Here is a 19,618-nt window from a genome sequence, read left to right as displayed (position 1 = left end):
ACGGGCCTCGGCCGCTCCTGGTTATTCCGTCCACCGGGGGGGCGTGCGCCGCCGGGGGCTGGCGTCCCAGGGGGCTGGCTTCTCGGCGGGGTCTACAGGCCGATGTCGAGGCGGTCGATGTCGCTGAACTCGACGGCGAGGCCGCCCGCGCGGGTGTTGTTGGCGCGGAAGTACATCTCGGCGAGGCCCTCGGCCGCGATGCGCCTGAGCTGCTCCTCGGTGGCGCCCTGGTCGCGGGCGGTGAACAGGCGGTCGGCGTAGTCGGGGGGCAGGGCCTGGGTGATGTCGCGGACGCGGGCGTCGTCGGTGGTGCCGGGGGCGGCGGTGAAGCCGAAGCGGGCGCGGGTGGAGAGGACGATGCCGTCGGTGGTGGCCGCCTTCTGCTTGGCGCGCTCGCGGACCTTCGGCTGCCAGCGCTTCCTGACCTCCTGCGCGATGCGGTCGCGCAGCTCGGCGCGGGGGCGTTTGAGCTGGCCCTTGACGTAGCGCTCGACGGTGCGCTGGGAGATGCCGAGGAGCGCGGCGACGGCCCTGGTGCCCTTCTCCTGCTTCACCAGGAACTTCATCTGGGCCTGGGCGCTCTGGGGGATGCGGCGGGTGAACGCCCCTTCCAGTGCGCGGTCCAGGCCGCCTGCGACCGAGTCCGTCATCGCCCGTCACTCCCCTTCGCCGGCGGTCGGGTCGGTCTTGATCAGGTTGGCGATGTTGAAGACGCCGCCCTGCTCCTCGAACTGCTCCTCGGCCCACAGCACGGTGGCGGTGCCCTGGTGCTTGACCATGCCCGGGGAGATGCCGAGCCGGAACGTGCCGGGGGCGGGCTTGCCCTCGGGGGTGCGGGGCAGGACGTCGAGCGGCGACGGGCCGGGGGAGGGGTAGACGACGGCGTCGGTGCCGACGGCCACCGGGTAGAGGTCGGCGGCGGCCGCAGTCCGCATCAGCTTGCGGTGCAGGCCGACGCGCTGGTTGGCGAGGACGGCGGCGCGGATGTCGGGGCGCCACGTCTCGCGGGCGAGGGCGGGCCACGGTTCGTGGTAGCCGACCTGGCCCCGGTTGCGCTGGCGGAGCTTGCCGATGCCGCCCTTCGCGGTCGCCTTGATCGCGCCGGCGAGCAGCGCCATCGTCGGGTCGGACTGCCGGGAGCGGGCCATGGCCTCCAGGAACTCGGCCCCGCTCATCGCGGTGGTGACGCCGAGGTCGGCCATCGTGGCGACGTAGGCGTCGCGCAGCCGCTTGTACCAGGCGTCCAGGTAGCGGCCGGTGCGGGTGCGGACGTGGGCCTCCACGGGCGCGACCTCGAAGCCGAGCTCGACGGCGTAGGCGACGGTGGGGGTGGCGTACCAGGCGGGGCCGGTGGGCCGGTCGCCCTTGGGGGTGAACGGGGAGGGGAGGCGGGGGGCCGCCGCGGGGGGGGCGGCGGCGGCCGCGGCGGGGGGGGGGTCGGGGGGGGGGGCGACGGGCCCGGAGCCGGGGGGGGTGGGGTGGGGGCGGCGGCGGTCGGGGAGGTGCGTGGGGCCGCCGAGGCCGACGGTGAGGCTGTTGGCGGCCGCGGCGAAGGACATGTTGATGTCGATCGCGACCAGGTAGGGCCGCATGCACTCCTCGTCGGTGAGGGCGCGGCACCAGTCGTACGGCTCCTCCATCAGCATCTCGGCGGGGGTGCGCAGGTGGTGGCGGGCGAACCTGCCCTTGAGGAGCGGGTGTTCGTCGGGGACCTCGCACTCCACGACGTCGTACACGGCCGTCAGCGCGTCGTCGTTGAAGGCGCGGGTGAACTCACCGGTCGAGGGGTCCTTCTCCGCGCGGGTCGGGGGGCGCAGGGCGGTCATCAGCTCCAGGCCGGTGACGGCCGCGGTGCCGCGGGGGGTCATGAGCCGCTCGGCGTAGGCGCCGAGGTAGCGGGTGAGGTCGGCGGGGTGCATGGAGGGCAGGCGGGGGGTGTTCCTGTCGTCCCACTCGCGGGCGTCGAGGGCGTTCCAGGCGGGGACGCACAGTTGGACGCAGTGGCGCTTCGCGCCGTCGGCGGGGCGGTAGATGCGCGCCCAGGGGCCGAGGCCGCGCCGGGTGAGCTTCCAGCCGGCGCGTTGGAGCTGCTTGGCGGCCTTGTGGTCGTCCGGGAGGCGGCCGGCGCGGCGTTCGTCGTCGGTGAGGGCGGCGGGCAGCCCGTAGCGGTCCAGGGCGCCGGGGGTGAGGACGAGGAGGGGGTCGCCGTCGCGGCCGTGGCGGTGCAGGCGCTCCTGGCCGAGGCGGGCCTCGGCCAGGGTCCATTCGACGAGGGCGGGGAGGGTCTTGGCGGGGACGTCGAGGACGAGGCCGCCGACGCAGTACGCGAAGGTGTCGCCGTTCTTGGAGTCGATGACGGCGAGCGGGCCGTTCTCGAAGCGGTGGCCGGCGGGTGGTGGGGTGGGCTTGCAGGCCGGCCGCCTGCGGGGGGCGGGGCGGGTGGCGCGCGGGCGGGGCGGGGCGGCGGTCGGCGGGAAGGTCGTCGGGGCCGCCTCCGGAGCGCTCGGGGTGCGAGCCGGTGTGGGGGTGTCCGAGGTGGGGGTGGGGGCGGGGGCCGACGTGGACTCGGCCGGGGCGGGGTCCTCGGACGGCGTGCCGGCGGTCGGTGCGGTGTCCTCAAGCGGCGTGTCGGCGGCCGGTGCGGGGTTTTCGGACGGCGTGTCGGCGGCCCGTGCGGGGTCCTCAAGCGGCGTGTCAGCCGCCGGTGCCGGGCCTTCGGACGGCGCCGGGTGGCTGGGGGGCGCGTCGAGGGCAGCGCTGCCGGAGGGCGCCGGGCCGGCTTCCGGCGCGTCGGCCCCCGCCGGGGCAGCGTCCGCCCGGGCCGCGCCCGCCGGGGCAGCGTCCGCCGGGGCCGCGTCCGAGGGGGCCGCGTCCGAGGGGAACTGCTCCGCCCAGCCGTCGAGCAGGCGCTGGTAGGCCTGCCGGCGGGGGGCGCGGGGCTCGGAGCGGCCCGACTCCCAGTTCTTGACCGTCTGCGTCGTCGTCTGCAGGACCTGGGCGAGACGTGACTGGGTCACGCCCGCCGCCTCGCGCAGTCGGGCCCGCTCGGCGGGGACGGGAAGGTCCGGGACCCCGACGAGCAGGGCGTCCACCGCCGCGAACAGGGCTTCTTCCGTCGGCATGTGCCACCTCCGCCCCGACCGTATCACCGGTGAGCTGCGGATCCGTGGCTGGATTTAACCCTTGTTTTGAGGTCCGGTCCGCGTCGGGGAGGGGCGCGATGCCGCGTCGGGAGGGGCGCGCGATCAGAGCAGGCGGCGTATCTCGCCGCGGACGCGGTAGAACCCGCCCGCGGCGGGGTGCAGGGCGTCGACGACGTAGCGGGCGCCGGGTTCGCGGATGCCGCGGGGGAACTGGACGCGCCAGGAGGGCTCGTAGCCGCCGCTGACGACGCGGACGCGGAGCCGGCCGGAGTCCGGCACGCACTCCACGACGATGCCGTCGGCGGGGGCGGTGGTGACGGTGTGCACGGCGGTGGGGGTGGTGGCGGGGGTGTAGGTCGGCGTGGACGCCGCGTACTTGACGTCCACGGTGTCGGGCAGGTCGCCCGTGCGGGCGGCGGCGACGGCCTGCTCGGAGGCGTCGACGCAGACCAGGGATCCGTCGGTGGTCACCATGTACAGCTTCTCGTCGCGGTACTGCATGGACAGGGCCGAGCCGCCGCCGGTGCCCAGCTTCCACAGCCGGGTGCCGTCGCGGTCGAAGCAGTAGACGGAGGAGGCGCTGTCGCCGGCGAAGACGTGGCGGCCGTCGGCGGAGGTGGCGCAGGAGTAGACGGCGGTGTCGCACCGGTAGGCGGCCTCGACGGCGCCGGTTCGCTTCGACAGGCGCTGCACGACGTTGCGGGAGGTGCCCGCGTAGACGGCCGTCTCCTCCTGCCAGCCGAAGAGGACGCCGCCGTGGGTCGGCGTGTGCCACAGTTCGCGGCCGCCGTCGGGGGCGTAGGCGGTCACACCGCGGTCGTGGCCGTGGAAGACGGCGTCCGCGTCGGCGCGGACCATCCAGGCGTGCCGGCCGGTGGAGCCGCGCGACCACTGGAACTCGTCCTCGTGGTCGATGACGGTCAGGCCGCCGGAGCGGTCGGCGACGTTCAGGACGCCCTCGTGGATGTCGAGCCAGAAGATGTCGACGTCGGCGGCGATGTCGTAGGCGGCGAAGGGCAGTTTGGAGGAGAGGTCGTAGACCTTGCCGTCGTCGCAGCCGGCGTAGATCCAGAAGTCGTCGGCCACCAGGCACTTCACGCCGTCGGGCAGGGCGTAGCGGGCGAGGACCTCGCCGCCGTGGCTGAGGGTGTACACGTCGCCGGCCTGGTTGCCGACCCAGCAGCGGTCGTCGTCGATGTGGATGCCGAACGCCGAGGAGCCGGTGCGGAAGCGCCACAGGACCGGGGCGAGGGAGCGGGCGGTGGAGGGGGCGGAGGTCACCTGACGGCGCGTCACCGCGCGCGGGGCCCGGCCGCCCGGGACGGCGGGCGCGTAGCCCTTGCGGACCTTCTCGCCTATCTTGCGGGCGGCCGCCGCCTGGGCCTTCTGCGGGGTGGGGAAGGCCGTCGTCTGCGACTGCCCGGCCGCGCCGATCCGGCCGTAGCGCACGGAGACGACCGTGCCCTCGACGCTCACCTCGTAGAACTTGTGCGCGCCGCCGCCGTCCTGGGACAGCTCCAGATAGGTGTGCGAACTCCCGGTGCCGCTCATGGCACGCCCCTCCCCGCATCCGGTGCCGCGCCGTGCCTCGGCGCGATCACTTGGGGGGAACACTAGGTGAGGGCACTGACAATCGGACGGGGCGGCGGCGGGGTGCGGGTCAGCCGAAGGTGTTGCAGGCGGCGGGGTCGCCGGAGCGGTGGCCGGTGGTGAACCAGCGTTCGCGTTCCGCGGAGGAGCCGTGGGTCCAGGTGTCGGGGTCGATGCGGCCCTGGGAGCCCTGTTGGATGCGGTCGTCGCCGACGGCGGCCGCGGCGCTGAGGGCGTCGTCGATGTCGGCCCGGGTGACGGTGTCGAGGAGGGGGCGGCCGGTCCGCTCGTCGGGGGTGGACTCGGCGTGGTGCGCCCACACGCCGGCGTAGCAGTCGGCTTGGAGTTCGAGCTTGACGGAGGCGCTGTCCGCGCCCTGGCGGTCGCCGCCGACCCGGTCGGTGGTGCCGAGCAGGTCCTGGACGTGGTGCCCGTACTCGTGCGCGATGACGTAGGCCTCGGCGAAGGGGCCGCCGTTGGCGCCGAAACGCGAGGAGAGGTCGCGGAAGAAGTCGGTGTCGAGGTAGACCTGCTGGTCGGCGGGGCAGTAGAAGGGGCCGACGCCGCTGGTCGCGGCGCCGCAGCCGCTGGTGGTGCGCGAGGTGAACAGGACGGTCTTCGCGGGCCGGTAGGCGCGGTCCTGCTCCTGGAACTCCGCCGCCCAGTAGTCCTGGACGCTGTTGACGACGCCGACGACCCGGCAGTCGGTGCGCTCGTCGGCGTCGGCGCCCGAGCGGCAGTCGGTGCGGACGTCGCCGGCGGCGGAGGTGGCGGGGTCCGGTGGGGCGGTGCCGTCCCCGGAGAACGGGTCGACGCCGAAGAACAGCGCGATCAGCAGGCCGACGATGCCGACCGCTCCCCCGCCGACGGCCAGTCCGCCGCGGCCGGAGCCGCGCCGGTCGTCCACCTGGGAGCTGTCCAGCTGTGCGTTGTCGTCGAAGTCCATCCGCCGTCGCCCGCCCTCGTTCGTCCTGCCGGTCATCCGTCCCGTCGGAGAGCGGATGCCCCGGCGCGCGGCGTTCATCGTTCCTCCGGCCGCCGAATCCCCCGGCCGGGCGCGGAGCGTTCATCCGCGCGCCATCCGCGCGGTGCGCGGCCGAGCGGCGGCGGCCATCGGGCGACCGCAGGCTCGCGCCCGGCAGTCGCCCCGTAGCCGACCGTGAGGATCTTGCCGTGCACCGGTTCCGACGTCCCGCCCGATCCGTCTCCGTCACCGCCCTGGCCTCGGCACTGACCGCGCTCACCGCGGTCGGGGCCGTGGCCGCCGGGCCCGAGCGCCACCACGGCGCGGGCCCGCTGCCCGCCGTCGTACCGCGGGCCGAGACGCCCACGCTGTTCGACGACGAGGCGGGCGGGTTCGCGAACGCCGACGATCCCGCGATCTGGCGGAACCCGGCGGACCCGGGCCGGAGCCTGGTGGTGGCGACCGCGAAGGAGGGCGGCCTGCGGGTCTACGACCTCGACGCACGTCTCGTCCAGACGGTCGCCGCGCCCCCGGCGGCCGGGCCCGACGACGCGCCGGGCCGGTTCAACAACGTCGATCTGGTGCGCGGGCTGCGGCTGTCGGGCGGCCGGGCCGACGTGGCCGTGACCAGTGACCGCGGGCACGACCGGCTGCGGATCCACCGCATCGCCGCGGGCCGCCCCGGCGGGCCGCTCGTCGACGTCACCGACCCGAAGGCCCCGGCGGTCTTCTCCGCGGACCAGGACGAGGTCAACGGGCAGCGCACCGCGTACGGTCTGGCCACGTGGACCGACCGGGCGTCGGGGCGGTCGTACGCGCTGGTGAGCCGGCGCGAGCGGACGAGCGTCGCGCTCCTGGAGCTGGTCCCGACCCGGGCCGGGACCGTCACCTACCGCACGGTGCGCACGCTGGAGCTGCCGTCGGCGTTCCGGCTCCCGGACGGCACGTCGTGGACGCCGTGCGGTGAGCCGGGCGAGCTGCCGCAGGTGGAGGGGATGGTCGTGGACCCGCGGGACGGCACGCTGTACGCCGGGCAGGAGGGGGTGGGCATCTGGCGACTGCGGGCCGACCTGAGGGGCGCGCCGAAGCTGGTCGACAAGGTGCGGGAGTACGGGGTGCCGGGCACGTTCGACCCGGAGAGCGAGGAGTGCGTCGCGGGCGCCGACCCCGGGTTCGGGGGCCGGCACCTGGCGGCGGACGTCGAGGGGCTGACGCTGCTCCCCGGCGGTCCCGGCGGCGGGTACCTGCTGGCCTCCAGCCAGGGGGACGACACCTTCGCCGCGTACGACCGCCAGAGCGACGCCTACGCGGGCGGCTTCCGGGTCGCCGCGGCGAACGCGGGGCTGGACGGCTCGGAGGCGTGCGACGGGGCGGCCGCGCTCGCCGCGCCGCTGGGGGCGCGGTACCCGCACGGTCTGCTCGTCGTCCAGGACGGGGAGGCCACGCCGGCGGACGGGGAGCGGGAGGGCACCGGCTTCAAGTTCGTCGACCTGCGGGAGGTGCGCGGCGCGATCCGCAGCTGAGCGGTCCGGTCCGGGCACACCGCCCGTGGGGGCGCGTCCCGGGGCGGGTGGCCGTCCCGGGACGTCGCCACCCCGGCGGGGGTCACCGCAGCTCGCGGGGCGTCCCGTCCCGCGGACGCGTCATCCGCGCGGCGGGCGGGACCCGGGAGCCGCGGGGGTCGTGGAAGGTGATGCCGCCACCCGGTCCGCTCGGACCGGGTGCCGTCGACCCGGAAGGGAACCGCTCATGGTCTCCAGGAAGCAGTCCAGAGGTTTCAGCAGGTCCGCGGTGGCCGTCACGGCGATGGCGTTCGTCGCGGTGCTGGGGTCGGGAACCGCGGCGCACGCCGGCGCGAGCTGCGACATCACCGGTTGCTCGTCCTCCGTCAACGACACCAGCCTGGGGGCGACCGCGTTCAAGAACTGGTGCGGCAGCGGGAGCACCGGCACGCTGACGGAGAACTCGCTCACGTCGTGCAAGAGCGGCGACGTCGCCCAGGCCACCTACTACCTGTCCGCCAACGGCGGCCACACCCCGTACCGGGAGGACTGGGACACCCTGCGCATCGACGCCGGCTGGTGCTACAAGGTGCGGTTCATCGTCGACTTCGGCGACGACTTCAACAAGACCTACGACCGCCGCGGCAAGGGGGCCGCCTACGTCAAGGCCGCGAACAACGCGGACGCCCACATCCTGGGCCAGAGCACGTCCTCCTGCCCGTAGCGGCGGCGGGAGGGGCCGCGCCCGGGCGGGCACCCGTCAGGAGGAGGTGAAGGCGGTGTACGCCGCCAGCACCTCCTCGGTCGGCCCGTCCATGCGGAGCTCGCCCCGTTCCAGCCACAGCACCCGGTCGCAGGCGTCGCGGACGGCCGTGTTGCTGTGGCTGACCAGGAAGACGGTGCCGGCCCGCTCGCGCAGTTCGCGGATGCGGCGTCCGGAGCGGCGCCGGAAGGCGGCGTCGCCGGTGGCGAGGGCCTCGTCGACGAGCAGGACCTCGTGGTCCTTCGCCGCGCCGATCGCGAAACGCAGGCGGGCCTTCATCCCGGAGGAATAGGTGCGCATGGGCAGCGAGGAGAAGTCGCCGTCGTCGTCGATGCCGGAGAAGGCGATGATGCCGGAGCGCGCCTCGCGGGCCTGGGCGCGGGTCATGCCCATCGCCAGGCAGCCGAGGACGACGTTGCGTTCGCCGGTGAGGTCGTCCATCAGCGCCGCGTTGACGCCCATGAAGGAGGGCTGTCCGCCGGTGTGGATGCGGCCGCGCTCGCAGGGCAGCAGGCCGGCGATCGCGCGGAGCAGGGTGGACTTTCCCGAGCCGTTGGTGCCGACGAGGCCGATGGCCTCGCCCCGGTGGGCGGTGAACGTCACGCCCTTGACGGCGTGCACCCGGCGGGAGCCGGCCACGCGGTGGACGATGTCGACGCCGTCGACGACGACGGTGGGCAGGAGGTCGGCGGGTGCGGTGCCCGATGGCACGGACGCGGGTGCTGTGGGTCGGTGCGGGACGTCAGTCACGGCCGTAGCTCTCCTCCGCCTGCCAGAAGAGGACGAATCCGCCGACGAGGGCGAGGAGGGCCCACCCGAGCGCCAGCGTCCAGATGTGGGGCGGTAGGTGCGTCGCCGGGTCGTCGCGGAAGGAGTCGATCAGCGCGTACCGGACCAGGTCGATGTAGACCGCGGTGGGGTTGCACTGCAGCGCGGTCGGCACCCATGCGGGGATCTCGTGCCGGTCGCCGAGCCGGTGCAGGGCGAACATCACGCCGGAGGCGTACATCCAGGTCCGCAGGACGAACGGCATGAGCTGGGCGAGGTCGGGTGTGCGGGCCGCGGCCCTTGCGACGGCCAGGGCGAGGCCGGTGTTGAACAGGGCCTGCAGGAGCAGGGCGGGGACGGCGAGGATCCAGTGCGGGGTAGGCGGTACCCCGCTCATGAGGACGATCGCGATCAGCACGCCCATGGAGAACAGGAGTTGCCGGAACTGCTGCAGGCAGAGCGCGACGGGGAGGGCGGCACGTGGGAAGTGCAGGGCGCGGACCAGGGGGCGCTGCCCGCTGATCGCGCGGGTGCCGGCCATGACGCAGGCCTGGGTGAAGGTGAACACGAAGACGCCGGTGACCAGGAACGGGACGTAGTCCGGGACGGCGTGGCCGGCGCCCATGAGCTGTCCGAAGACGAGGTAGTAGACGGCCGCGTTGAGCAGGGGGGTCAACACCTGCCACAGCTGTCCGAGCCGGTCCCGGCTGTACCGGGCGGCGAGTCGGGCGGAGGCCAGCGCGGTCACGAAATGGCGGCGGCGCCACAGTTCGGCGAGATAGCGGCCGAGCGGGGGCCGTGCGCCCACGGCGGTCAGGCCGTGGAGTGCGGCGAGCTCTCCCGGCGGCAGCGGTGGCGGGGCGGGGCGCGGGGCGGCGGGGGCGTCGAGGACGGGGCTCATGGGACGGCCTTCCGGACAAGGGGGCGGGGCTGCGGTCGGTCCGCCGGGGAAGGGGCGCGCGGGAGCGCCGTGCGACCCCGGCCGTGAACGTCGCGACGGTACCGTTTCGTCGTCACGTCGAAGCTAGGGCAGAGGACGTCGATACGCAACCGTCCCGGCGTGGCGTCGTATGCTCGTCGCATGCCTCCCGAGCCCTCCGCCTCACCCGCCGACCCGACCGCAACGGCCCCGTCCGGCGGCGCACGACCGGCCGCCGGGGAGCGGCGGACTCCCGCGGGGGCGGCGGTGCTGCGTGCAGAGGTGACCGAGGCGATCAGGGACGCGGTCTTCGCCGAGATGGCCGCGGTGGGCTACGGACGGCTCTCCATCGAGGGCGTCGCCCGGCGGGCCGGCGTCGGCAAGACCGCGGTCTACCGGCGCTGGCGCTCCAAACTGCACCTGGTCCTCGACCTGCTCTCCGCCGTCGCCGTCGACGGACTGCCCTGCCCGGACACCGGCTCGCTGGAGGGCGACCTGCGGCTCCTCTACGAGGTCGGCTCGCGGGCGCTGCTCCATCCGGTGGCCGGGCAGGTCATCCCGGACCTGCAGGCGGAGGCGGCCCGCAATCCGGAGATCGCCGAGGCACTGCAGAAGGCACTGCGCGAGGGGCAGACGTCGGTGGCCAGCGACATCGTCCGCGCGGCGGTCGCCCGGGGCGAGCTCGCGGAGGGGATCGACGAGGGCCTGGCGCTCGACCTGGTCTCCGGCCCGCTCTACTGGCGGGCGATGGTCGTCCGCGCTGCGATGCCCCCGGAGTACCTTGCCTCGCTCGCGGCGGCCACCGCGCAGTGCCTGCGCGCCCTGCGGGGCTGACGCTCCCCCGTAACGGCGGCGGCACACCGCTGCCCGCGGCGGCGGCGGTGGCGGTGACGGTGACGGTTCAGGCCAGGCGGTGGACGTGCTGGGTGTCGAGTGCGTAGCGGGCGCCGACGACGGCGAGGCGGCCGTCGGCTATCCGGCCCGCGAGGTCGGGTTCTGCGGCGAGTCTGGCGCGGACGCCTCTGACCTGGGCGTCGACGGTGGCGTCGACCCGGGCGTCGCCCGTCCGGGTGCGGTCGATGTACGGGGTGATCTGCTCGGCCAGGTACTGGATGTGGGCGGGCAGCCTTTCGCCGGAGGCGTCAGCCTCGACGGCGGCGCGTACGGCGCCGCACGACGCGTGGCCGAGCACGACGACCAGCGGTATGCCGAGTTCGAGGACGCCGAAGGCGACGCTGCCGAGGACCGCCTCGTCGAGGACCTCGCCCGCCGTGCGCACGGTGAGGAGGTCGCCGAGCCCCTGGTCGAAGACGAGCTCAGGGGGGACCCGGGAGTCGACGCAGCCCAGGACGACGGCGAAGGGGTGCTGCCCCGCGCCCAGGCTGACGCGCACGGAGCGGGATTCGTGCGGATGGGTCTGGTGGAGGGTGCGCCAGCGGCGGTTGCCGGCCGTCAGGGCGTCCAGCGCCTGGGCGGGCGTGGCGGGGCGCGGGCCGTCCGGGGGGTCGGTCGCCGCGGCGGGCCCGGTGCCGGCGGCGGTCAGGGTCGCGGAGGCGACCCCGGCGAGCAGGAGCGTCCGGCGGCTCGACGCGGGACCGGGGTGCGGCTCGCCTGGTGTCCTCATGAACCACGAAGGTATCCCCGCCGCGGACGGCCGTCCTGGGGAGCGGGAGGCGGGGCGGTCAGCGGTAGTCGTCGGGGTGGTCCTGCATCCAGGTGTTGATGCGGTCGCGGACGCCGATCAGGTCGGTGCGGTGGGTCTCGAGGTTCTCGGTGGAGGTGTCGCCGTTCAGGGTCGTCCCGAGCTCCGCGATCCACTCGATGGGCTCGGGGAAGTGGCCCGGGCCCTTGGGGTCGGCCTTCATCGCCTCGTCGAGGCCGGTCAGTTCCTCGTGGACCCGGCCGAGGAAGTACGCGCAGTCGCCCGCTCCGGGGGTGCAGGTGTCGTTGAGCGTGGCCTGCAGGCCGGCGAAGGCGTCGCGGACCAGTTCGGGGCCCGGGGAGGGCGGGGGCTGCGGTGCGCCGTCGTCCTGCCCGGCGGACGGGTCGGGCTCGGCGTCGGAAGGCGTGGCGGCCGGCGCGCTCCGGGTCGGGGGCGCGGGCCTGAGCGGCCCGCCGCTGTCGACCGCGGTGCAGGACACCAGCGCCGCGACGAGCAGCGGGGTCAGCGAGAACGCATGTCGGACGTGTGTCTTCCGCACGAGGCCCCCCTCTTGTGGTGAGGCCGCGACGCTACCGCACCGCCGGTCCGCCGGGTCCGCCGCCCCTCGCCGCGGGGTCGGGCGGCTCGGGAGCGATGATTTTCCCCGCGAGGAGCGGTCCACCCTTCGGCACGGTACGAGAAGGCTCGACGACGAGGAGCGGACGATGTTGTACATGATCCAGTTGAACGTGGACGCCGACGGCTGGGACGGCATGATGGCGGGGTACGGCCCGGAGGACATGCAGGCGATGTTCGCCCACATGGAGGCGCTCAACGCCGAGCTGACCGCGGCCGGCGAGATGGTGGAGGCGCGGGGGCTCGGCGGGCCGGGCCTGGTGAAGACCGTACGGGCGGGCGCGGAGGGGGCGCCGCAGGTGACGGACGGGCCGTCGATCAAGGGTGGGATCCTCGCCGGGTACTGGGTCGTGGACGTGGCGAGCGAGGCGCGGGCGATCGAGATCGCCGCGCGGGCCTCGTCGTGTCCCGGCCCGGGCGGGAAGCCGGGCGGCGACCCGGTCGAGGTGCACCCGATCCCCGAGGACCCCACCGCCTGACGCCCCGCCTACCGCTCCTCCCCCGCCGGAAGGCGCTCCGGCACCCCGAGGCGGGGGAAGCGGTCGGCGTGGAAGGTGGTGATCTCGGTGATCGCGCCGCCGGAGACGCGAAGGACGTCGAGGGTGAGGGGCAGGTAGGCGTCCTCGTCCTCCCGCCACAGGTAGAACGCGACGGCGGGCTGCCGGTTGACGGAGGTGGGGACGGCGCGCAGGCCCTTCAGGTCCTGGAAGCCGTCGTCGACCCAGCCGCGGATCACGGTGTCGCGGCCGGTGCTCACGCCCGGGGTGGGGGGCATGGAGCAGCGGACGTCGTCGCGGAGCAGCGCGGCGAGCGCCTCGACGTCGGTGGCGACGCTGGCGTCGGTGTAGCGGCGGACCAGCGCGCGGGTGCCGGCGTCCTGTTCGCCGCCGGTCCAGTCCTGGCGTTCGGCGGGCAGGTGCTCGCGCAGGCCGGCGCGGGCGCGTTGCAGGGCGCTGTTGACGGAGTTCACGGAGTCGCCGAGGAGTTCGGCGACGTCCTTGGCCGGCCAGGTCAGCACGTCGCGCAGGATCAGGACCGCGCGGGGGCGCGGGGCGAGGTGCTGGACGGCGGCGACGTAGGCGAGCTCGACGGTCTCCCGGGCGACGGCGAGGGCCTCCGGCTCGTCTGCGGCGAGGGCGGGCAGTTCGTCGAGGAGGCGGTCGGGGTAGGGCTGGAGCCAGCGGACCTCGCCGCCGGTCGCCGGTTCGGGGCGGAGCTTGGCGAGCAGGTCCAGGCAGGCGTTGGTGGCGATCCGGTAGAGCCAGGCCCGCACGGTCGAGCGGCCCTCGTAGGCGGCCCGCTTGCGCCAGGCGCGCAGGAAGGTCTCCTGCACCGTGTCCTCGGCGTCCTCGAACGAGCCGAGCATGCGGTAGCAGTGCACGTGGAGCTCGCGCCGGTGCCGTTCGGTCAGTTCCGCGAACGCGGCCTCGTCGGCCTCGTTCAGTGCGGTCCGGTCGGGGTGCTCCGGCCGTGTGTCGGTGCCCATCGCGTCATCCTTCGGTCGCGTCGTGTGCTGTCACAGGTATGACGGCTGCGGGGGCGGAAAGTCATCACGCGGGTCGGTGCCGGCGGGTCGCCGCGGAGGGCGAGGCGGGTTTCTGCGGGTGCGGCGATGAGTTTCGGAGGCGGCGGCGGTCTGCCCCGTGAGGAGACCGACTTCGCGCACCGAGGGATGACCGACATGAGTACTGACGCACTGCCTCCCGTCGTCGACACCGCCACCTGGCGGCGGGAGCTGGACGCCCTGCGCGTCCGGGAGAAGGCGGCGACGCGGGAGCTGGACGCGATCGCCGCGCAGCGCCGGCGGCTGCCGATGGTGGAGCTGCCGGACTACACGCTGGAGGGCGAGGACGGGCCGGTCCGGCTCGTCGACGTGTTCGGCGACCGGCGGCAGTTGATCGTCTACCACCACATGTGGTCGCCGGGCAAGGAGTGGCAGTGCGGGGGCTGCACGGGGTTCACCGCGCAGTTCACCCGGCTCGCGTTCCTGGAGGCCTACGACGCCCGGTTCGTGATCGTCACCCAGGGGGCGATCGGCGAGGCGCTCGCGTACAGGCGGCGGGTGGGCAACCGGATGACCTGGTACTCGACCGCGGACAGCCCGTTCGGCGCGGATCTCGGCGCACCCGAGGGCGGCGGCTTCGCCGTCAACGTGCTGCTGCGCGACGGCGAGCGGGTCTACCGTACGTGGCACACCGACGGGCGCGGCACGGAGCAGCTCAGCCAGACGTTCCCGCTGATCGACCTGCTGCCGTACGGGCGGCAGGAGGAGTGGCAGGACTCCCCCGAGGGGTGGCCGCAGTCGCCGACCTACGAGCGGTGGCTGGACTCCAAGGACATCGCGGCGCTGTACGGGCCGGGCGGCGAGGAGGCCTGAGGCCGCACCGGGGGCGTCGTCCCGCCTCCGCGGGGGTATGTCCTCGCGGGGGCGGGAGGGGGTGGCGATGCGGGACGCCGGGATGGTGCCCGGGCAGCGGTTCGGGCGGTTCACCGTGCTGGCCGAGCTGGCGCACGGCGGGATGGGGCGGGTGCATCTCGCGCGGACGCCCGCGGGGCGGACGGTGGCGCTGAAGACGCTGCTCACCGACAGCGCGGACGACCGCAGGCGGTTCGCCCGGGAGGTCGCGCTGGCCCGGCGGGTGCGCGGGGTGTACACGGCGAGCGTGGTGGACGCGGACCCCGACGCCGCCGTGCCGTGGATGGCGCAGGAGTACGTTCCGGCGCCGTCGCTGAAGGAACTGGTGGAGGGGTGCGGCACGCTCGGCGGGCGGGCGCTGCGGTGGGTGGCCGCAGGGATGGCCGAGGCGCTCGCCGACCTGCACGCGGCGAGACTGGTGCACCGCGACGTCAAACCGTCGAACGTGCTGCTGCCGCTGGAGGGGCCGCGCCTGATCGACTTCGGGATCTCGCAGGCGCACGACCTCACCCGCACCCAGACGGCGCTGGGCACCGTCGCGTACGCCTCGCCCGAGCAGGCCCGCGGGGAGCCGACGACCGGGGCTTCCGACGTGTACTCGCTGGGTGCGACGCTGCACTACCTGGCCGTGGGGGAGCCGCCGTACCGGGACGTGGAGGCCATCTCGGCCGTGGAGCTGCTGGTGCGGGCCGCGACCGGCGACACCGACGTCTCCCGGCTGCCGTCGGGCCTCCGCGACCTCGTGGTGCCCTGCCTGGCGGCGGACCCGCGGGAGCGGCCGAGCCCGGCCGCGGTCGTCGCGCTGTGTGCGGAGGCCCTCGGCACGGAGCACCCCGGCACGAGCGCCGACGGCGTCCTCGGCCGCCGGTGGACGGCCGCGATCGAGGCGCATCGCGCACAACGCGTGGCCTTCGTCAGGGAGTTGGCAGACCGGGTCGATCCCGACGCGCCGACGGGGCCGGTCCGGCCGCCGGATCGGACGGCGCGGTTCGCGCCGGCGCGCGGTCCCGGTGCCGGGACCGGTCCGGCCGGCGGGCCGCCTCGGGGCCGCGGCCGGCGTCCGGCCTGGTGGCTCGCCGCCGCCGCGGTGGTGGGCATGGTGGCCGGCCTGGTGGTCTGGCGGCCCTGGGCGCCGGCCGGTCCTGGACCGGCCGCGCCGCCGGACGGGCCGGTGCGCTTCCTGGAGGTGGAGAGCGAGCAGCCGGGAGTGTGCCCGGACGGCAGCGCGCCGGAGAGCAACCCGCTCGCGACGCCCCTGCCGGCGGTGCCGACGGGACGGGGGTTCACCTCCGACGACCGCGAACTGTGCGTCGTGGTCTCCGACGCCCCCGGTATGACCGTCGAGCAGTTCCGGACGGTCGAGGCCATCAGGAACCCCGATCCGGGCGCCGAGGGCTGGCAGCTCCGCGTGGCGTTCCTGGAACAGGACGCCGCCGACTTCGAGGACCTCACCGACCGCCTTCACGAGCGTCCACCGCCGACCGACGCCGTCGCGATCGTCCAGGGCGATTCCCGGCTCATCGTCCGAGTCGCCGTCGCCACCCCGATCAGCGGCGGGGAGGCCGTCATCGCCACCGGCCTCGGCCGCAACGAGGCCCGGTTCCTGGCGGAGGTCCTCGGGGGGTGACGGGCCCGGCGGGCGTCGCACCCGTCGGACCGGTGTCCGCGGGGTCCCGGGGGTAGCGTCGGTGGTATGGATCTGGAGAACACCGTCGAGCGGGCTCGACGACTCAGGGCACTGCACGCCGAGCACCGGCCGCTGGTGCTGCCGACCGTGTGGGACGTGTGGTCGGCGCGGACGGCCGTCGAGGCCGGGTTCCCGGCGCTGACCGTCGGGAGCCACCCGCTGGCCGACTCCCGGGGGGCGAGCGACCAGGAGGGGCAGAGCTTCGAGGAGGTGCTCGCCGCGGTCCGGCCGATCATCGCCGCGGTCGACGTGCCGGTGTCGGTGGACCTGGAGGCCGGGTACGGGCAGCGGCCCGCGGACCTGATCGCGGGGCTGGTCGGGGTCGGGGGCGTGGGGCTCAACGTCGAGGACACCGTCCACTCCGAGGGCGGCCGGGTGCGCGGCACGCAGGAGCACGCGGAGTACGTCGCCGGCCTGCGGGCGGCGGCCGACGACGCCGGGGTGCCGGTGTGGGTCAACGGGCGCACCGACCTCTTCGCGCACGCGGAGGACCCCGCCGCCGTCCTCGACGAGGCCGTGGAGCGGATGCGGGCGATGGAGCGGGCCGGGGCGGACAGCGTCTACCCGGTCAGGATCCAGGACGACGACGAGCTGCTCGCGGCGGTGACGGGCGCGGTGGGCGTCCCGGTGAACTCCACCGCGCACCCCGTCGCGCACGACCTGGAGCGGTTCCGGCGGCTCGGTGTCCGCCGGATCACCTACGGGCCGCTGCTGCAGCGGGCGCTGACGGACGCGATGACGGACATGCTCGGGGCGTGGAAGGCGTAGGAGCACGGGGCGGGGGAGGCCGTTCTCCGCGGTGGTCGGGCCGGTGCGGGCCTGACCACCGCGGCGCCGTGTGCGCCGGTGGGGCGCTCGCGACGGCACAGTTCCGCACAGCACCGCCCATGAGCGCCCATCGGCGACCGGCACGCGAGACGGGCGGTGTGGGGGTGGCTCAACTTGCCTATAGTGAGGCCGCGTTGATCGAACTGCAGCGCGAGTGAGCCCCCCACACCTGGAGACTCCGCCTTGTCGTCCTCTGCCTCCCCCCGCAGTCCGTTACCGCCCGAGGTGCCCGTCGACGGCGGCCGCTGTCCGGTACGGGGCGGGTCCGCCGTGCCGCTGGGCGGGCCGCGGTTCGTCACCGATCCGGAGACCCTCTACCGCGAGATGCGGCGGGACGAGGGGCCCGTCGTGCCCGTGGAGCTGCCCGGCGGGGTGCCCGCCTGGCTGGTGATCGGCTACCGCGAGGTGCACCACGTGACCACGGAGGCCGAGACGTTCCCCCGCGACGTACGGCTGTGGAACCAGTGGGAGAACATCCCCGACGACTGGCCGCTGCTGCCGATGGTGGGGCGGCCGCTGCCGTCGATCTACTTCACGGCCGGGGCCGAGCACCGGCGGCACGCGGCGATGGTCGGGCCGGCGCTGGAGAAGGTCGACCCGTTCGCGCTGCGCGGGACGTGCGAGGAGATCGCCGACGCTCTGATCGACGCCTTCTGCCACCGGGGCCGGGCGGATCTCGTCCCGGCCTACGCGAACCTGCTGCCGGTGCGCGTCCTGGCCCGGCTGGTCGGCTTCCCGGACGCGGAGGGGGCGCGGATCGCCGAGCTGCTCACCCTGCTGGCCGACGGCGGGCCGGAGGCGCAGGAGGCGCAGAACGAGTTCGGCGCGCACATGGGGCGGCTGCTGGCCGTGAAGCGGCGCACGCCCGGCGACGACGTCGCCTCGCGGATGCTGGCCGACCCGGAGCCGTTCGGCGACGAGGAGTACGTCCTCGACCTGATGGCCGTCACGGCCGCCGGGCACCTGCCGACCGCGGACTGGATCGGCAACTCCGTGCGGCTGATGCTCACCGACGCGCGGTTCGCCGCCTCGCTCACCGGCGGCCGGCACAGCGTCGCGCAGGCCATGAACGAGGTGCTGTGGGAGGACACCCCGACGCAGATCCTGGCCGGGCGCTGGGCGGCGCGGGACGTGTACCTCGCCGGCCGGCGGATCAGGGCCGGGGACCTGCTGCTGCTCGGTCTGGCGGGCGCGAACGCCGACCCGCTCATCCGGCAGAGCCTGCCGACGGAGGGCGGGTCGGGGCAGGGCGGCAACAGCGCCCACTTCTCCTTCAGCCACGGCGAGTACCGCTGCCCGTTCCCCGCCCAGGAGATCGCGGAGATCATCGCCAGGACCGGGATCGAGGTGCTCCTCGACCGGCTCCCGGACGTCGGGCTGAGCGTGCCGGCCGACACCCTCGTGCGGCGTCCGTCGCCGTTCCTGCGCGGCATGACGTCGCTGCCCGTCCGCTTCACCCCCGTACCGACCGCACCCACACCCGGAGGCCCGTCATGACCGGTTGCCCGTACGCCGCCGCCACGCTCACCGTCGACCCGATGGTCGGGGACCTCGACGGGGAGACGGCGTGGCTCGTCGAGCGGGCGCCGCTCGCGCGGATCGAGCTGCTCGGGGTGCCCGCGACGGCCGTCACGAGCCACGCGGTGGCGCGCCGGCTGCTGACCGATCCGCGGCTGGTGAAGCGGCTGGACGCGTGGGGGCTGTGGCAGAGCGGTGCGGTGACGCACGAGTGGCCGCTGATCGGGATGATCGACGCCGGACGGTCGATGTTCACCGTGGACGGCGCCGAGCACCGGCGGCTGCGCGCGAAGACCTCGCAGGCGATCACGCCGCGGCGGCTGGAGGCGATACGCCCGGACATCGAGAAGTTCACCCACGAGCTGCTCGACGCGCTGGAGGCGAAGGCCGTCGACGGGGTGGTGGACCTCAAGTCGGTGTTCGCGCAGCCGCTGCCGATGCGGGTCGTGGGGCAGCTGATGGGGGTGGCGGAGTCCGAGCACCCGATGCTGACGCGCGCGTACAAGGCGTTCTTCTCGATGCTCACCCCGCACGACGAGCGGATGGCCGTCATCGCCGAACTGGACGTGTTCTACACGGAGTTGATCCGGGAGAAGACCGCGCGGCCGGGCGACGACCTGACCAGTGCGCTGATCCTGGCCGAGGACGGCGGGGAGCCGCTGACGCAGGAGGAGGTGCTCGGCAACCTGAAGGCGATGGTGGCGGCGGGGCACGAGACGACGATCGGGCTCATCCTGAACGCCGTGCGCGCGCTCCTGACGCACCCCGAGCAGCTGCGGCTGGTGCTCGACGGCGAGGTGGCGTGGGAGACCGTGATCGAGGAGACGCTGCGGTGGGACACGCCCACCACGCATCTGCTGATGCGGTTCGCCACCGAGGACATCGTGGTCGGGGACCAGGTCATCCCGCGCGGCGAGGGCGTGGTGATCTCCTACCGCGCCGTCGGGCGGGACCCCGAGCAGCACGGGGCGGACGCGGACGCGTTCGACGTGACGCGCCCCTCCCCCGCCCGGCACATGACGTTCGGGCACGGCCCGCACATCTGCCCGGGGGCGGCGCTGTCCCGGCTGGAGGCGGCGGTCGCGCTGCCGGCGTTGTTCGCGCGGTTCCCGGGGCTGCGGCTCGCGGTGCCGGCGGAGGAGATCCGCAACCTGCCGGTGCTGACGCAGAACGACCTGGAGTCGTTCCCGGTGCGGCTGCACGGCTGACGCGGGCGTCGGGGCTCCTCGGTCGCCGAGGAGC

Annotated in this window: 18 protein-coding genes; 9 read left to right on the top strand and 9 right to left on the bottom strand. The window is 74.8% G+C overall.

Features of this window, described 5'->3' with window-relative positions:
• Nucleotides 1-92: 92 nt before the first annotated feature.
• The 4 genes from tpg to ACFWEG_RS02255 form a co-directional block, all read right to left on the bottom strand.
• A complete protein-coding gene (gene tpg / locus ACFWEG_RS02270) occupies nt 93-650 on the bottom strand; it encodes a telomere-protecting terminal protein Tpg (RefSeq protein WP_387208224.1) in 558 nt (185 codons plus the stop codon).
• Between the two features lie 6 nt (nt 651-656).
• Entirely contained in the window at nt 657-3,122 is a 2,466-nt protein-coding gene (gene tap / locus ACFWEG_RS02265; RefSeq protein ID WP_387208222.1) for a telomere-associated protein Tap, read from the bottom strand.
• A 123-nt stretch (nt 3,123-3,245) separates the two neighbouring features.
• The gene (locus ACFWEG_RS02260; RefSeq protein ID WP_387208219.1) at nt 3,246-4,694 is read right to left on the bottom strand and encodes a WGR domain-containing protein; all 1,449 of its coding nucleotides are present in this window, start codon (nt 4,692-4,694) and stop codon (nt 3,246-3,248) included.
• Nucleotides 4,695-4,803: 109 nt separating this feature from the next.
• The gene (locus ACFWEG_RS02255) at nt 4,804-5,679 is read right to left on the bottom strand and encodes a neutral zinc metallopeptidase (RefSeq protein WP_387208354.1); all 876 of its coding nucleotides are present in this window, start codon (nt 5,677-5,679) and stop codon (nt 4,804-4,806) included.
• 227 nt (nt 5,680-5,906) lie between these two features.
• Between ACFWEG_RS02255 and ACFWEG_RS02250 the strand changes: the two genes are divergently transcribed.
• Nucleotides 5,907-7,220, top strand: coding sequence for a phytase (locus ACFWEG_RS02250; RefSeq protein WP_387208216.1), 1,314 nt, complete (start codon nt 5,907-5,909; stop codon nt 7,218-7,220).
• Nucleotides 7,221-7,446: 226 nt separating this feature from the next.
• Entirely contained in the window at nt 7,447-7,923 is a 477-nt protein-coding gene (locus tag ACFWEG_RS02245; protein WP_387208214.1) for a hypothetical protein, read from the top strand.
• Between the two features lie 36 nt (nt 7,924-7,959).
• On the opposite strand, the gene ACFWEG_RS02240 is transcribed toward ACFWEG_RS02245, so the two are convergent.
• Both ACFWEG_RS02240 and ACFWEG_RS02235 read right to left on the bottom strand, forming a co-directional pair.
• Nucleotides 7,960-8,673 (bottom strand): ABC transporter ATP-binding protein, encoded by a 714-nt coding sequence (locus tag ACFWEG_RS02240; protein ID WP_387208352.1) that lies wholly within the window; start codon nt 8,671-8,673, stop codon nt 7,960-7,962.
• Between the two features lie 31 nt (nt 8,674-8,704).
• Nucleotides 8,705-9,631 carry an ABC transporter permease gene (locus ACFWEG_RS02235; RefSeq protein ID WP_387208212.1) on the bottom strand — a complete coding sequence of 309 codons (927 nt, stop codon included), beginning with the start codon at nt 9,629-9,631 and terminating at the stop codon, nt 8,705-8,707.
• A 180-nt stretch (nt 9,632-9,811) separates the two neighbouring features.
• On the opposite strand from ACFWEG_RS02235, the gene ACFWEG_RS02230 reads away from it, so the two are divergent.
• The gene (locus ACFWEG_RS02230; RefSeq protein WP_387208210.1) at nt 9,812-10,483 is read left to right on the top strand and encodes a TetR/AcrR family transcriptional regulator; all 672 of its coding nucleotides are present in this window, start codon (nt 9,812-9,814) and stop codon (nt 10,481-10,483) included.
• 67 nt (nt 10,484-10,550) lie between these two features.
• Here ACFWEG_RS02230 and ACFWEG_RS02225 read toward each other — a convergent pair whose 3' ends face one another.
• Both ACFWEG_RS02225 and ACFWEG_RS02220 read right to left on the bottom strand, forming a co-directional pair.
• On the bottom strand, nt 10,551-11,273 hold the full coding sequence (locus tag ACFWEG_RS02225; protein WP_387208208.1) for a carbonic anhydrase: 723 nt from the start codon (nt 11,271-11,273) through the stop codon (nt 10,551-10,553).
• A 58-nt stretch (nt 11,274-11,331) separates the two neighbouring features.
• Nucleotides 11,332-11,850 (bottom strand): hypothetical protein, encoded by a 519-nt coding sequence (locus tag ACFWEG_RS02220; protein WP_387208206.1) that lies wholly within the window; start codon nt 11,848-11,850, stop codon nt 11,332-11,334.
• 175 nt (nt 11,851-12,025) lie between these two features.
• Here ACFWEG_RS02220 and ACFWEG_RS02215 point away from each other — a divergent pair, with 175 nt between their 5' ends.
• Nucleotides 12,026-12,406, top strand: a complete 381-nt coding sequence (locus ACFWEG_RS02215; protein WP_387208204.1) for a YciI family protein — start codon at nt 12,026-12,028, stop codon at nt 12,404-12,406.
• An 8-nt stretch (nt 12,407-12,414) separates the two neighbouring features.
• On the opposite strand, the gene ACFWEG_RS02210 is transcribed toward ACFWEG_RS02215, so the two are convergent.
• Nucleotides 12,415-13,413 (bottom strand): RNA polymerase subunit sigma-70, encoded by a 999-nt coding sequence (locus ACFWEG_RS02210; protein ID WP_387208202.1) that lies wholly within the window; start codon nt 13,411-13,413, stop codon nt 12,415-12,417.
• A 195-nt stretch (nt 13,414-13,608) separates the two neighbouring features.
• On the opposite strand from ACFWEG_RS02210, the gene ACFWEG_RS02205 reads away from it, so the two are divergent.
• The 5 genes from ACFWEG_RS02205 (at nt 13,609) to ACFWEG_RS02185 (ending at nt 19,584) form a co-directional block, all read left to right on the top strand.
• On the top strand, nt 13,609-14,304 hold the full coding sequence (locus tag ACFWEG_RS02205) for a DUF899 domain-containing protein (RefSeq protein WP_387208200.1): 696 nt from the start codon (nt 13,609-13,611) through the stop codon (nt 14,302-14,304).
• Nucleotides 14,305-14,371: 67 nt separating this feature from the next.
• Nucleotides 14,372-15,970 (top strand): protein kinase, encoded by a 1,599-nt coding sequence (locus ACFWEG_RS02200; RefSeq protein WP_387208197.1) that lies wholly within the window; start codon nt 14,372-14,374, stop codon nt 15,968-15,970.
• 66 nt (nt 15,971-16,036) lie between these two features.
• A complete protein-coding gene (locus ACFWEG_RS02195) occupies nt 16,037-16,798 on the top strand; it encodes an isocitrate lyase/phosphoenolpyruvate mutase family protein (protein WP_387208194.1) in 762 nt (253 codons plus the stop codon).
• Nucleotides 16,799-17,083: 285 nt separating this feature from the next.
• Nucleotides 17,084-18,355, top strand: a complete 1,272-nt coding sequence (locus tag ACFWEG_RS02190) for a cytochrome P450 (RefSeq protein ID WP_387208192.1) — start codon at nt 17,084-17,086, stop codon at nt 18,353-18,355.
• The gene (locus ACFWEG_RS02185; protein ID WP_387208189.1) at nt 18,352-19,584 is read left to right on the top strand and encodes a cytochrome P450; all 1,233 of its coding nucleotides are present in this window, start codon (nt 18,352-18,354) and stop codon (nt 19,582-19,584) included. Before ACFWEG_RS02190 ends, ACFWEG_RS02185 begins: the two co-directional genes overlap by 4 nt.
• The last annotated feature ends 34 nt before the right edge of the window (nt 19,585-19,618 follow it).

Source organism: Streptomyces sp. NPDC060194, from assembly GCF_042728285.1.
GTDB lineage: Bacteria > Actinomycetota > Actinomycetes > Streptomycetales > Streptomycetaceae > Streptomyces.
This window is presented reverse-complemented; position numbering and strand designations above follow the sequence as displayed.

What these genes read in the sequence shown, in the direction of transcription:
- tpg (WP_387208224.1), bottom strand. Translation starts at nt 650, where the DNA reads ATGACGGACTCGGTCGCAGGCGGCCTGGACCGCGCACTGGAAGGGGCG.
- ACFWEG_RS02185 (WP_387208189.1), top strand. Translation starts at nt 18,352, where the DNA reads ATGACCGGTTGCCCGTACGCCGCCGCCACGCTCACCGTCGACCCGATG.
- ACFWEG_RS02260 (WP_387208219.1), bottom strand. Translation starts at nt 4,694, where the DNA reads ATGAGCGGCACCGGGAGTTCGCACACCTATCTGGAGCTGTCCCAGGAC.
- ACFWEG_RS02245 (WP_387208214.1), top strand. Translation starts at nt 7,447, where the DNA reads ATGGTCTCCAGGAAGCAGTCCAGAGGTTTCAGCAGGTCCGCGGTGGCC.
- ACFWEG_RS02215 (WP_387208204.1), top strand. Translation starts at nt 12,026, where the DNA reads ATGATCCAGTTGAACGTGGACGCCGACGGCTGGGACGGCATGATGGCG.
- ACFWEG_RS02205 (WP_387208200.1), top strand. Translation starts at nt 13,609, where the DNA reads ATGAGTACTGACGCACTGCCTCCCGTCGTCGACACCGCCACCTGGCGG.
- ACFWEG_RS02210 (WP_387208202.1), bottom strand. Translation starts at nt 13,413, where the DNA reads ATGGGCACCGACACACGGCCGGAGCACCCCGACCGGACCGCACTGAAC.
- ACFWEG_RS02255 (WP_387208354.1), bottom strand. Translation starts at nt 5,679, where the DNA reads ATGGACTTCGACGACAACGCACAGCTGGACAGCTCCCAGGTGGACGAC.
- tap (WP_387208222.1), bottom strand. Translation starts at nt 3,122, where the DNA reads ATGCCGACGGAAGAAGCCCTGTTCGCGGCGGTGGACGCCCTGCTCGTC.
- ACFWEG_RS02230 (WP_387208210.1), top strand. Translation starts at nt 9,812, where the DNA reads ATGCCTCCCGAGCCCTCCGCCTCACCCGCCGACCCGACCGCAACGGCC.
- ACFWEG_RS02195 (WP_387208194.1), top strand. Translation starts at nt 16,037, where the DNA reads ATGGATCTGGAGAACACCGTCGAGCGGGCTCGACGACTCAGGGCACTG.
- ACFWEG_RS02235 (WP_387208212.1), bottom strand. Translation starts at nt 9,631, where the DNA reads ATGAGCCCCGTCCTCGACGCCCCCGCCGCCCCGCGCCCCGCCCCGCCA.
- ACFWEG_RS02225 (WP_387208208.1), bottom strand. Translation starts at nt 11,273, where the DNA reads ATGAGGACACCAGGCGAGCCGCACCCCGGTCCCGCGTCGAGCCGCCGG.
- ACFWEG_RS02200 (WP_387208197.1), top strand. Translation starts at nt 14,372, where the DNA reads ATGCGGGACGCCGGGATGGTGCCCGGGCAGCGGTTCGGGCGGTTCACC.